The sequence below is a fragment of the Pseudomonas lyxosi genome, assembly GCF_047758685.1.
In the GTDB taxonomy this organism is placed as follows: domain Bacteria; phylum Pseudomonadota; class Gammaproteobacteria; order Pseudomonadales; family Pseudomonadaceae; genus Aquipseudomonas; species Aquipseudomonas lyxosi.
Genome location: NZ_CP180481.1, coordinates 6,196,335 through 6,208,521, shown reverse-complemented (window position 1 = coordinate 6,208,521; position 12,187 = coordinate 6,196,335). Strand labels below are relative to the sequence as shown.

Annotated in this window: 9 protein-coding genes; 3 read left to right on the top strand and 6 right to left on the bottom strand. The window is 58.9% G+C overall.

Going from position 1 to position 12,187, the window contains the following annotated elements; translation table 11 throughout:
- Positions 1-14: 14 nt before the first annotated feature.
- Complete coding sequence (gene dacB / locus ACMXYI_RS28490; protein ID WP_415770341.1) at positions 15-1,475, bottom strand: D-alanyl-D-alanine carboxypeptidase/D-alanyl-D-alanine endopeptidase; 1,461 nt, start codon at positions 1,473-1,475, stop codon at positions 15-17.
- A 233-nt stretch (positions 1,476-1,708) separates the two neighbouring features.
- Between dacB and ACMXYI_RS28485 the strand changes: the two genes are divergently transcribed.
- Positions 1,709-2,053 (top strand): YggL family protein, encoded by a 345-nt coding sequence (locus ACMXYI_RS28485; RefSeq protein ID WP_007896965.1) that lies wholly within the window; start codon positions 1,709-1,711, stop codon positions 2,051-2,053.
- Positions 2,054-2,192: 139 nt separating this feature from the next.
- Here ACMXYI_RS28485 and ACMXYI_RS28480 read toward each other — a convergent pair whose 3' ends face one another.
- Positions 2,193-3,383 carry a benzoate/H(+) symporter BenE family transporter gene (locus ACMXYI_RS28480; RefSeq protein ID WP_415770339.1) on the bottom strand — a complete coding sequence of 397 codons (1,191 nt, stop codon included), beginning with the start codon at positions 3,381-3,383 and terminating at the stop codon, positions 2,193-2,195.
- Between the two features lie 223 nt (positions 3,384-3,606).
- On the opposite strand from ACMXYI_RS28480, the gene ACMXYI_RS28475 reads away from it, so the two are divergent.
- Entirely contained in the window at positions 3,607-4,371 is a 765-nt protein-coding gene (locus ACMXYI_RS28475) for a GntR family transcriptional regulator (RefSeq protein WP_415770337.1), read from the top strand.
- Between the two features lie 178 nt (positions 4,372-4,549).
- Positions 4,550-5,719 carry an IS4 family transposase gene (locus ACMXYI_RS28470; RefSeq protein ID WP_415768078.1) on the top strand — a complete coding sequence of 390 codons (1,170 nt, stop codon included), beginning with the start codon at positions 4,550-4,552 and terminating at the stop codon, positions 5,717-5,719.
- Positions 5,720-5,777: 58 nt separating this feature from the next.
- Here ACMXYI_RS28470 and guaD read toward each other — a convergent pair whose 3' ends face one another.
- The 4 genes from guaD to xdhA all read right to left on the bottom strand — a co-directional run bounded on the left by guaD (position 5,778) and on the right by xdhA (position 11,933).
- On the bottom strand, positions 5,778-7,082 hold the full coding sequence (guaD, locus tag ACMXYI_RS28465; protein ID WP_415770336.1) for a guanine deaminase: 1,305 nt from the start codon (positions 7,080-7,082) through the stop codon (positions 5,778-5,780).
- Positions 7,083-7,124: 42 nt separating this feature from the next.
- Positions 7,125-7,970 carry a xanthine dehydrogenase accessory protein XdhC gene (gene xdhC / locus ACMXYI_RS28460; protein WP_415770334.1) on the bottom strand — a complete coding sequence of 282 codons (846 nt, stop codon included), beginning with the start codon at positions 7,968-7,970 and terminating at the stop codon, positions 7,125-7,127.
- A 116-nt stretch (positions 7,971-8,086) separates the two neighbouring features.
- Positions 8,087-10,486 (bottom strand): xanthine dehydrogenase molybdopterin binding subunit, encoded by a 2,400-nt coding sequence (gene xdhB / locus ACMXYI_RS28455; protein ID WP_415770332.1) that lies wholly within the window; start codon positions 10,484-10,486, stop codon positions 8,087-8,089.
- Positions 10,479-11,933, bottom strand: a complete 1,455-nt coding sequence (xdhA, locus tag ACMXYI_RS28450) for a xanthine dehydrogenase small subunit (protein ID WP_415770330.1) — start codon at positions 11,931-11,933, stop codon at positions 10,479-10,481. The genes xdhB and xdhA overlap by 8 nt, the downstream gene beginning before the upstream one ends.
- Positions 11,934-12,187 lie beyond the last annotated feature (254 nt).

The window sequence follows — 12,187 nt, the reverse complement described above, 5'->3', positions numbered from 1 at the left end:
ATCAGGAGGGGGCGTTACAACACCGAAGCCGTTTCCGGCAGTTTCGGCTGGCGATACAGGTCCAGCAGCACTTGATCCAGCACCGACGACGCGCCAAACGGTGCCTTGTCGTTGAGGATCGCCACTACCGCCCAGGTATTGCCGTTGATGTCGCGGCTGAACCCGGCAATCGCCCGAACCGTATTCAGGGTGCCGGTCTTGATGTGCGCTTCACCGCGCATCGCCGTGGTCTTCAGGCGTTTGCGCATGGTGCCGTCGGTGCCGGCAATCGGCATCGAGCTGATGAACTCGGCCGAATACGGGCTTTTCCAGGCCGCTTGCAGCATGCCGGCCATTTCACGCGCACTTACACGTTCCGCACGGGAAAGGCCGGAACCGTTTTCCATCACCAGGTGCGGCGCGGTGATGCCTTTCTTCGCCAGCCACTGACGCACGACACGCTGTGCAGCCTTGGCATCGTCACCGTCGGCCTCGGTGCGGAACTGCGCACCCAGGCTCAGGAACAGTTGCTGGGCCATGGTGTTGTTACTGTATTTGTTGATGTCGCGGATGATTTCCGCCAGGTCCGGCGAAAAGGCCCGAGCCAGAACCTTGGCATCTTTAGGCGTTGGCGCCAAACGGTCCACGCCCTGAATGCTGCCGCCCAGTTCCTTCCAGATCGCTCGCACGGCGCCTGCGGTGTAGGTCGCGTGGTCGAGCAGCGACAGGTAAGTCTGGGAGCTGCAACCCTCGCCCAACTGGCCGCCGACCGTCACGGTCACGCTGCCATCGGCCTGGGTCACCGGGTTGTAACGCACGCCACCGGTGCATTGCTTGGAGTTGACGGCTTTGACCTGGTTTTCGATGCGAATGGTGGCAATCGGCGGTTCCACCGACACCAGCACCCGGCCATTGTCGTTACGCGCCACAAAGCGCAAGGCCTTGAGGTTGACCATCAGCGCGTCAGGTTTGACCAGGAACGGCTTGTTATCGTCATTGCCGTCGTCGTTGAACTGCGGCAATTGCGGTTGTACGAAGAAATTGCGGTCCAGCACCAGGTCGCCGGTGATTTGCGTCACACCGTTGGCGCGCAGGTCACGCATCAGCAACCAGAGTTTTTCCATGTTCAGCTTCGGATCGCCGCCACCCTTGAGGTAGAGGTTACCGTTGAGGATGCCGCCGCTGAGCGTGCCGTCGGTGTAGAACTCGGTTTTCCACTGGTGGTTCGGGCCGAGCATTTCCAGGGCTGCGTAAGTGGTGACCAGTTTCATGGTCGAGGCCGGGTTGACCGATACATCAGCGTTGTAAATGGTCGGGGTGCCAGGGCCGTTGAGTGGAATCATCACCAGCGACAAGGCGTTGGCTGGCATTTTGCTGGCCTTGATGGCCTTTTCAACGTTGGGCGTCAGCGCGGTGTTGATCGGAGCGGCGGAAACAGAGAAGGCCAGAGGGAGCAGAAAACCGGCCAGTAACAATGGACGCAAAGATTTGATCATGTGAAATAAAACCCTACAGCCGAGGGGAAAAAAGACGAGGGCATGAAGATAAATTCCCTCAGTGGTCATGAAAGTGTCGGCATTATGCCCCAAGGTGTAGCGGCTTGTGCCGTGCCCTGGCCTTCTAATTGGCTATTTTTTACCGACGGTAGGGCTTGCAGCCCAGAGAGACGGGCAATCGGCGCCTTAAACTGCTAAAGTGCCGCCCGTTATTACTTATGAGGATTGTTCCAATGGCGACTAACCGTTCCCAGCGTCTGCGCAAAAAACTGTGCGTCGATGAATTTCAAGAGCTGGGTTTCGAACTGAACCTGGATTTCAAAGAAGATTTGGCCGATGAAGCCATTGATGCTTTCCTCGACGCGTTCCTGAAAGAAGCCATGGAAGCCAACGGTCTGGGCTATGTTGGCGGCGACGACTTCGGTCTGGTTTGCCTGCAGAAGCGTGGCTCGGTGTCCGAAGAGCAGCGTGCCGCTGTTGAAGCCTGGCTCAAAGGCCGCAGCGAACTGACTGAAGCGACTGTCAGCCCGCTGATCGACGTCTGGTACCCGGAAAAGCCGATCAATCCGGTAGCTTGATGTTGTAAAAAACGGCGACCCAAGGGTCGCCGTTTTTTTTTGTGACGATCAAAGGCTCGCAGCCTCGTTTCACTCGACAGCTGCTACATGGATTGCATTGCCCTGTAGCAGCTGTCGAGTGAAACGAGGCTGCGAGCTTTTAGCTTTTACGCCAGTTCAGAATCACCAGCGTCAACACCCCCGCCACAATCCCCCAGAACGCCGAACCGATGGAAAACAGCGTCAGCCCCGACGCCGTGACCATAAAGGTAATCAGCGCCGCTTCACGTTCCTTCACTTCATTCATGGCGATGCTCAAGCCATTGATGATCGAGCCGAACAGCGCCAGTGCCGCAATCGACAGCACCAACTCTTTCGGTAGCGCGGCAAACAGTGCCGCCAGTGTCGCGCCGAACACCCCGGCGATCCCGTAGAAAATCCCGCACCAGACGGCCGCCGTGTAGCGCTTGTTGCGATCCTCATGGGCATGCGGCCCGGTGCAAATCGCCGCGCTGATGGCTGCCAGGTTGATCCCGTGGGAACCGAACGGCGCCAGCAGCAACGAGGCGATGCCGGTGGTGGTGATCAGCGGCGAGGCCGGCACGGTGTAACCGTCGGCGCGCAACACGGCAATTCCGGGCATGTTTTGCGAGGTCATCGCCACGACGAACAGCGGAATGCCGATGCTGATGGTCGCGGCCAGGGAGAAGTGCGGCGTGGTCCAGACCGGCGTCGCCACTTCCAGATGGAAGCCGCTGAAGTCCAGCAGGCCCATGAACCCGGAAAGCGCCGTGCCGATCAACAGCGCGGCCAGCACGGCATAACGCGGCGACAGGCGTTTGATCACCAGATAAGTGAAGAACATGCCCAATACCAGCGCGGTGCGATGCTGCGCGGCGACGAAGATTTCGCTGCCGATCTTGAACAGAATCCCCGCCAACAGCGCCGCTGCCAATGAAGCCGGAATCTTTTTCACTAGCCGCTCGAAGCTGCCGGTCAAACCACAAATCGTCACCAGCACCGCACAGGTAATGTAGGCGCCAATGGCTTCGCCGTAGGTCACGCCGCCCAGACTGGTGATCAGCAACGCCGCGCCGGGGGTCGACCAGGCGATGGTGATCGGCGTGCGGTAACGCAGAGACAGGCCAATCGAGCACACCGCCATGCCAATCGAGATCGCCCAGATCCACGAGGAAATCTGCCCGCTGGTCAGACCTGCCGCTTGCCCGGCCTGGAACATCAGCACCAGGGAGCTGGTGTAGCCGGTCATCATCGCGATGAAGCCGGCGACGATCGCAGAAGGCGACGTATCGGCCAAAGGGCGGAGCTGTGTGTGCGTGGCGTCAGTCATGACAACGGTGTTCCTTGTTCAGGCTGCGGATTCTGCGTTCAAGCCTAAACTCAAAAGTAACCAGTCGTTGCAATACAGCGGAAGTGACAAACAGCCGTACAGTCGTGTTGCCACCCTCCATTGTGTACAATCGCAGTGTTTTTTACGCGATACTTGCCAGCGACCCACTGTGCCGTATTACAGTCACGGTCAATTCGCCGCAGTTCTCCCGACTCGAGTGCCCATGAACGAACAGTTGCAACCCCTAAAGAAACAACCGCGAGCAGGTAAAGCCGGCCGCAGCGGTACCCAGGACGATATTGTCTACGCGCATATCTTCGAGGCCATCCTCGAACAGCGTCTGGCGCCCGGTACCAAGTTGAGCGAAGAAGCGCTGGGGGAAATTTTCGGGGTCAGTCGCACCATCATTCGCCGCGCGCTGTCGCGCCTGGCCCATGAAGGCGTCGTGCTGCTGCGTCCGAACCGTGGCGCTGTCGTGGCCAGCCCGAGTGTCGAAGAAGCTCGCCAGGTGTTCATGGCCCGGCGTCTGGTGGAGCGTGCGATCACTGAATTGGCGGTACAGCACGCCACAGCCGAACAGATTGCCGAGTTGCGCCAGATGGTCAGCGACGAGCGCGACAGCTTCTCCCGTGGCGATCGCGGCGCCGGTATTCGTCTGTCGGGCGAGTTCCACTTGAAGCTGGCAGAAGCGGCGAAAAATGCGCCGCTGATCAGCTTCCAGCGCAGCCTTGTGTCACAGACTTCGTTGATCATTGCCCAGTACGAAAGCGGCAATCGCTCCCACTGTTCCTACGACGAGCACACCCAGCTGATCGACGCCATCGAAGCGCGCAACGCTGAGCTGGCGGTGGACCTGATGATGCATCACATGGATCACATCGATAGCAAACTCAACCTCGACGAGGAAAGCGCGTCGGATGATTTGCATGCGGTGTTCTCGCATTTGTTGCAGACCAAGAAGCCAGGGCGGCCGGTCGCGAAGCTCTGAAGTACCGATGATAAAAAATCCCCCGCAGTGTGAGGCTGCGGGGGATTTTTTTTGAGTGTCAGATCGTTCCCACGCGGAGCATCACTAGTGTCCGGTAAAAACCGAAGGGGGAGCTTGCTCCCCCTTGCTGTGCCTGCTTCGTAAGCAATAATCAGGTTTTCAGACTTGATTTTCGCCCATGTTCAGCAGCACTCGATTTGCGCAAATGCTTCAAGCCCTTCCTCATCAGCTCTTCAAAGCCGCCGTCAAACGCTGTGGCGCTGATCGTTACGCCAAACAATTCACGTCCTGGGATCTGCTCGTCACGCTGATTTACGGTCAGCTGACGCAAGCCAAAAGCTTGCGTACGTTGGCGACAGCCTCGCAGTCGCTGCAACCCCATCGCCACCACCTCAACGCCAAGAACATGGTGCGTTCGACCCTTTGTGATGCGTTGAACAAGCGCAGCTCAGAGCCGTTTCGGCTGGCCTGTGAGCACTTGCTTCAAGGCATTGGCCGCAAGCAGCGCAAGTCGCTCGAAGCCATGATCACCCTGATCGATTCGACCTCGATCAGCCTGCGCGGACCCGGTTTTGACGAATGGACCACCGCGACGAAAACCCGCATAACCCAAGGCTTGAAGGTACATGTGGCCATCGATCCACAGCAAACAGCCCCGACTTACGTAAACATCACCGCCGCCAACGTCAACGATCTGAGCGATGCCCTGACCATGCCGCTTGAAGCAGGTATGACGTACGTTTTCGACAAGGGTTACTGCGACTACAACTGGTGGCACCAGATTGATCAGATGGGTTCTTTCTTCGTCACCCGACTGAAGAAAAACGCCAATCTAAAGCCGGTAGAAAATTTGAGGGAAAAGGATGCACCCGAATTCATTGAGGCGGACGAATCGGTATTGTTCGGGAAGAAATACCTGAACACTCGACGTCCGAATCTCTACCAAAATCAGGCTGTGCGTCGGGTTCAGATCCGCCGAGAGGACCACGAAACGCCATTGATTCTGGTCACCAACGACTTCTCTCGCTCAGCGGAGGAGATCGCCGATCTGTACAAACAACGTTGGCAGATCGAACTGTTTTTTAAGTGGATCAAGCAAAACCTCAAGCTCAAACGGTATTTCGGCTTCTCTGAAAATGCCGTTCGTTTGCAGATCTACAGCGCCTTGATTACCTATCTTTTGCTGCATCTTTATCAGCGCCGTTCAGGTTGCTCGGGATCTATTTCAGACTTTGCCATTCGGCTAACCCACAGCTTGTTCGAACGCCCATTAAGCATTGAACACCTTGAACAGCGAAGGCAAAAGCGAACAAAGCTGAAGGCTGCCCAAGGCAGCCTTCAGCTTTGAAAAGGTTTTACCGGACACTAGTGACGCGGAGCATGGGAACGATCAGCGTGGAGAGATCTTAGCGCTGATGCACCTGATTCCCCGCCGCATACGTCTGCAACACCGTCCGGTCATCCCCCAGCGTCATCAATACAAACAACGTCTCGGCAATGTTATTGGCCTGCTTCAAGCGGTAGCTGAGCAGCGGCGTGGCGTTGTAGTCCAGCACCAGGAAGTCCGCATCAGTGCCCGGTTGCAGGGTGCCGATCTTGTCTTCCAGTCGCAGCGCACGCGCACCACCGAGGGTCGCCAGGTACAGCGATTTGAACGGGCTCAGTCGCGCACCTTGCATCTGCATGACCTTGTACGCTTCGTTCAACGTTTGCAGCAGCGAGAAACTGGTGCCGCCACCGACGTCCGTACCGAGGCCGACATTCAACTTGTGCTTCTCAGCCATCGGCAGGTTGAACAAACCGCTGCCGAGGAAGAAGTTCGACGTCGGACAGAAGGCGATCGCCGAGCCGGTTTCCGCCAGCCGCGCGCATTCGTCATCGCACAGGTGCACGCCGTGGGCGAATACCGAGCGCTCGCCGAGCAGTTTGTAGTGGTCGTAGACGTCCAGGTAACCCTTGCGCTCCGGGAACAGCGCCTTGACCCACTCGACTTCCTTGAGGTTTTCGCTGATGTGAGTCTGCATGTACAGGTCTGGGAATTCGCTGAGCAATTGGCCGGCGAGGGTCAGTTGTTCAGGGGTGCTGGTCGGGGCGAAGCGCGGGGTGACCGCGTAGTGCAGGCGACCCTTGCCGTGCCAGCGTTCGATCAGCGCCTTGCTTTCGACATAGCTGGATTCGGCGGTGTCAGTCAGGTAGTCCGGTGCGTTGCGGTCCATCATCACCTTGCCGGCGATCATCCGCAGGTCCAGCTGTTCGGCGGCTTCGAAGAACGAGTTCACCGATTGCGGGTGCACGCTGCCGAACACCAGCGCGGTGGTGGTGCCGTTGCGCAGCAGTTCCTTGATGAAAATGCCCGCGACTTCGTCAGCGTGAGCCTTGTCGGCGAACTGGCTTTCGCACGGGAAGGTGTAAGTGTTGAGCCAGTCCAGCAGCTGCTCGCCGTAGGCGCCGACCATGCCGGTTTGCGGCAAGTGAATGTGGGTGTCGATGAAGCCCGGGGTGATCAGCGCGTCCTGATAATGGGTGATCTCGATATCGGCCGGCAGGGTCGGCAGCAAGTCGCTGGCGTGGCCGAGGGCGCTGATCTGGCCGTTATCGACCACCAGCAGGCCATCTTCGAAATACTCATAAGAGGCTTCGATACCGACTTCGGCAGGATCGGCGATGCTGTGCAGAATGGCGGCGCGGTAGGCTTTGCGAGTCAGAGGCATGGGGGTTCTCAATTAGTTCGGAGCTTTTCAGTTCGAGGCTTTTTAATTCGAAGCTTGGCTGCGGCGTGAAGCAGGCAGCAGTTTGGCAATCGATGATCCGGCGCTGGCGGTGTGCTGGCCGAAATTGGCGTTATAGGTGGCAATGATTTCGCCGGCGATGGAGATGGCGATTTCCACAGGCAACTTGCCTTTGACTTCGCCGATGCCCATCGGGCAGCGCATGCGTTGCAGCACGTCGCTGTCGAAACCGCGATCACGCAGGCGATGTTCGAACTTCACCCGTTTGGTCTTCGAACCGATCAGGCCGAAGTAGGTGAAGTCGTTGCGCTTGAGGATCGCGGCGGTGAGTTCGAGGTCGAGCTGGTGGTTGTGGGTCATGACGATGCAGTAGCTGCCGGCGGGCAGATCATCGATTTCGTCCACCGGTTCTTCGGCGACGATTTTGCGTACGCCGTGGGGGATTTGTTCGGGGAATTCGGCTTCCCGCGAATCGATCCAGCGCACCCGGCAGGGCAGGCTGGCGAGCAGCGGCACCAGCGCCCGGCCGACGTGGCCGGCACCGAATACGGCGATCTGCGCCTGGACCTGACCCATCGGTTCGAACAGTAATACGGTCACGCCGCCGCAGCACTGGCCGAGGCTGGCGCCGAGGCTGAAGCGTTCCAGATGGGTGTCCTGTTTGCCGCTGGCCAGCATCTCGCGGCCGATCTGCATGGCCTTGTATTCCAGATGCCCGCCACCGATGGTGTCGAAGGTCTGGTTGGCGCTGATGACCATCTTCGAACCGGCATTTCGCGGGGTCGAGCCGAGCTCTTCGATGATGGTCACCAACACGCAGGGTTCACCCTGGGATTGCAGGTCGGCGAGGGCGTCGATCCAGTTGTACATGTTTCACCTCGACATCTTTGTTGTCTGTTCGGGCCTCTTCGCGAGCAGGCTCGCTACCCACTTTGTAATGCATTCCCCTGTGGGAGCGAGCCTGCTCGCGAAGACCGCGCCTCGGTCTAGAGCGAAGCCAACTCAGGCTCAGCTTCGACAGCCTTCGCCGCCTTCAACTGCCGCATCTGCTCACAGCCCCACAACACCCGCTCCGGGGTCGCCGGTGCGTCGATTTTCGGTTGATGCTTGTAGTCGCCAAGGCTCGCCACGGCATCCTTGATCGCACACCACGACGCGATGCCGAGCATGAAAGGCGGCTCGCCCACCGCCTTGGAATGGAACACCGTGTCTTCCGGGTTCTTGCGGTTTTCCACCAGCTTCACGCGCAGGTCCAGCGGCATGTCTGCCACCGCCGGAATCTTGTAACTGGCCGGGCCGTTGGTCATCAGTTTGCCCTTGTTGTTCCACACCAGTTCTTCCATGGTCAGCCACCCCATGCCCTGGATGAAACCGCCCTCGACCTGGCCGATGTCGATCGCCGGGTTCAGTGAGTCGCCGACGTCGTGGAGGATGTCGGTGCGCAGCATTTTGTATTCGCCGGTCAGGGTGTCGATGATCACCTCGCAGCACGCTGCGCCGAAGGCGTAGTAATAGAACGGCCGGCCCCGCGCCTGGCTACGGTCGTAGAAGATTTTCGGGGTCTTGTAGAACCCGGTGCTCGACAGCGACACCTGCGCGAAATACGCCTGCTGGATCAGCGCTTCGAACGTCAGGATATGATCGCGAACCCGCACGTGTCCGTTGTGGAATTCCACGTCTTCTTCGCTGACTTTGTACTGCCGCGCGGCAAATTCAACCAGGCGTTTCTTGATGATCTCAGCTGCGTTTTGCGCGGCTTTACCGTTCAGGTCGGCGCCACTGGAAGCGGCAGTCGGCGAGGTGTTCGGCACCTTGTCGGTGTTGGTTGCGGTGATCTGCACGCGGTCCATTTCCACCTGGAACACTTCGGCCACGACCTGCGCGACTTTGGTGTTCAGGCCCTGGCCCATTTCGGTGCCGCCATGGTTCAGGTGGATGCTGCCATCGGTGTAGACGTGGATCAGCGCACCGGCCTGGTTGAGGAAACTGGCGGTGAAGGAAATACCGAATTTCACCGGGGTCAGCGCCAGGCCTTTTTTCAGGATCGGGCTGTTGGCGTTGTAGCGCCGAATCGCTTCGCGGCGCTCGGCGTACTGGCTGCTTTCTTCGAGTTCGGCGGTCATTTCCTCGAGCATATTGTGCTCGACGGTCTGGTAGTAATGGGTGACGTTGCGCTCGGTCTTGCCGTAGTAGTTGGCCTTGCGCACCGCCAGCGGATCGAGGGCCAGGTGCCGGGCAATCGCGTCCATCACTTCTTCGATAGCGACCATGCCTTGCGGGCCACCGAAACCACGGTAAGCGGTGTTCGACGCGGTGTTGGTTTTGCATCGATGACCATTGATGGTCGCGTCACCCAGGTAGTACGAGTTGTCGGCGTGGAACATCGCGCGGTCAACAATCGACGCCGAGAGGTCCGGCGAGCAACCGCAGTTACCGGCCAGCTCCAGGGCAATACCGTGCAGGCGACCGGTGCTGTCGAAGCCCACGTCGTATTCGACGTAGAACGGGTGACGCTTGCCGGTCATCAGCATGTCTTCGACCCGTGGCAGGCGCATTTTGGTCGGCTGGCCGGTGAGGTGCGCGATCACTGCGCACAGGCACGCCGGGCTCGCGGCCTGGGTTTCCTTGCCGCCGAAACCACCGCCCATGCGGCGCATGTCGACGACGATTTTGTTCATCGACACATCGAGCACTTCGGCAACGAGCTTCTGGACTTCGGTGGGGTTCTGCGTCGAGCAGTAGACGATCATCCCGCCGTCTTCAGTCGGCATCACCGAAGAGATCTGGGTTTCAAGGTAGAAATGTTCCTGACCGCCGATGTGCAGCGTGCCCTGGATACGATGCTCGGCGGTTGCCAAGGCACCGGCCGAATCACCGCGCTGATGGGTGTGGCTGTCGAGCACAAAGTGGCGTTTGCGCAGCGCTTCGACAACGTCCAGCACCGGCTCCAGATCTTCGTATTCGATGATCGCGGCCATCGCGGCTTTACGCGCGGTTTCCAAGTCTTTTGCTGCAACGGCGAGCACCACTTGACCGACGAATTGCACGTCATCAATGGCCAGCAGCGGGTCACCCGGCAGCAATGGGCCGATGTCTTTCAGGCCCGGCACGTCTTTGTGGGTGATAGCGATGCGCACGCCGTCGAAGGCGTAACAAGGCTGGGTGTCGATGCTGATGATTTTCGCGCGGGCGCGGTCCGACAGGCGTGCGTAAACATGCAACTGGTTCGGAAATTCCAGCCGGTCGTCGATGTACTGCGCTTCACCGGACACGTGCTTGGTGGCGCTGTCGTGCTTGACGCTGCGGCCGACACCGGTGGTCAGGTCCTTGGCGAACAGTTCAGCCAGTTCGGCTTGGGTCTTCTCTACTGCGTGATGATTAGACATAAGCGGTCACCCGAGTCTCGATGTGCGGTGTTTGCAGTTCGATGAAGTATTTACGCAGCAGGTTCTGTGCGCTAAGCAGGCGGTATTCCTTGCTGGCGCGGAAGTCCGAGAGTGGCGTGAAATCTTCGGCCAATGCAGCGCAGGCGCGTTCGACGGTGTCGTTGTTCCAGATGGCGCCGAGCAGAACGGCTTCACAGTTTTTTGCGCGTTTCGGGATTGCGGCCATGCCGCCGAAGGCGACGCGGGCGTCGGCGATCACGCCGTTGTCGATGCGCAGGTTGAACGCGGCACAGACGGCGGAAATGTCATCGTCCAGACGCTTGGAGACTTTGTAGGCGCGGAACAGTTGTTCGGCGCTGGCACGCGGCACGATGATCTTTTCGATGAACTCGCTTTCCTGACGCGCGGTGACCCGGTAATCGATGAAGTAATCCTCCAGCGCCATCGTGCGGCGGACTTCGCCTTTGCGCAGGACAATCTGCGCGCCGAGTGCAATCAGCAGGGGCGGGGAGTCACCGATCGGCGAGGCGTTGCCGATGTTGCCGCCGAGGGTGCCCTGGTTGCGGATCTGCAACGAGGCGAAACGCTGCAGCAATTCGCCGAAGTCCGGGTACTCGGCTTTCAAGGCCTCATAGCAATCGGACAGGGCGGTGGCGGCGCCGATTTCCAGGCGATCGTCGAAGCGCTCGATGCGCTTCATCTCGGCGACGTTGCCGACGTAAATCATCACCGGCAGGGTGCGGTGGAACTGCGTGACTTCGAGCGCCAGATCCGTGCCGCCGGCCAGCAGGCGAGCCTGGGGATAAGCGTCATAGAGATCAGCCAGATCGGCGACGGTCAGCGGCACCAGGCAGCGCTTGTCGCCACTGTTGAGTTCGCCGATGTCGGTAGGGGCGATGGCTTTAAGGCAAGCGATGGTGTCGGCTTCACGCGCATCGAACTGGTCCGTTTGCTTGCCGCAGCAGGATTGTTCGGCGGCAGCCAGAATCGGCCGATAGCCGGTGCAGCGGCAGAGATTGCCGGCCAGCGCTTCGTGGGCTTTATGAGCATTCGGTTGATCGCTGTTCTTTTGCAGCGCAAACAGCGACATCACGAAGCCGGGTGTGCAGAAGCCGCATTGCGAACCGTGGCACTCGACCATGGCTTTCTGCACGCTGTGCAGCTCGCCTTGGTGCTTGAGGTCTTCGACGCTGATCAGTTGTTTGCCGTGCAATGACGAAACGAACGTCAGGCACGAGTTGAGGCTGCGATAGCGAATGTGTTCGCGGCCATCGTCATCCGTTTGCAGCTCGCCGACCACCACGGTGCAGGCGCCGCAGTCACCGCTGGCGCAGCCTTCTTTGGTGCCGGGTTTGCCCACATGGTCGCGCAGATAATTGAGCACGGTCAGGTTTGGGTCCAGGGCGTGCTCGCTACGGAGTTCCTGGTTAAGTAAAAACTGGATCACGGAAGGCCTCGCAGACTCATTATTGTTGTTAACCGACTTGAACCGAATTTATCAGGTCTGACTTCGCGGTCAATGATTTTCTGACTTAAAGGTCAGGAAATAGCATTTTGTCGATCAACGACTCGTTCCTTCATTATTGACCCTCATGGGATAGCCTGCTTTTTGCTTGAATCGTGCCAAAAACCGCTGAGTGGGCACTCCGCCATGACCCTTTATGTGCGGTACACTGCGCCGCTTGTGCAGATCGAAGAGTT

Bases quoted from the DNA above. Each gene is read 5' to 3' on its own strand.
- dacB (WP_415770341.1), bottom strand. From the start codon at position 1,475: ATGATCAAATCTTTGCGTCCATTGTTACTGGCCGGTTTTCTGCTCCCT.
- ACMXYI_RS28485 (WP_007896965.1), top strand. From the start codon at position 1,709: ATGGCGACTAACCGTTCCCAGCGTCTGCGCAAAAAACTGTGCGTCGAT.
- ACMXYI_RS28480 (WP_415770339.1), bottom strand. From the start codon at position 3,383: ATGACTGACGCCACGCACACACAGCTCCGCCCTTTGGCCGATACGTCG.
- ACMXYI_RS28475 (WP_415770337.1), top strand. From the start codon at position 3,607: ATGAACGAACAGTTGCAACCCCTAAAGAAACAACCGCGAGCAGGTAAA.
- ACMXYI_RS28470 (WP_415768078.1), top strand. From the start codon at position 4,550: ATGTTCAGCAGCACTCGATTTGCGCAAATGCTTCAAGCCCTTCCTCAT.
- guaD (WP_415770336.1), bottom strand. From the start codon at position 7,082: ATGCCTCTGACTCGCAAAGCCTACCGCGCCGCCATTCTGCACAGCATC.
- xdhC (WP_415770334.1), bottom strand. From the start codon at position 7,970: ATGTACAACTGGATCGACGCCCTCGCCGACCTGCAATCCCAGGGTGAA.
- xdhB (WP_415770332.1), bottom strand. From the start codon at position 10,486: ATGTCTAATCATCACGCAGTAGAGAAGACCCAAGCCGAACTGGCTGAA.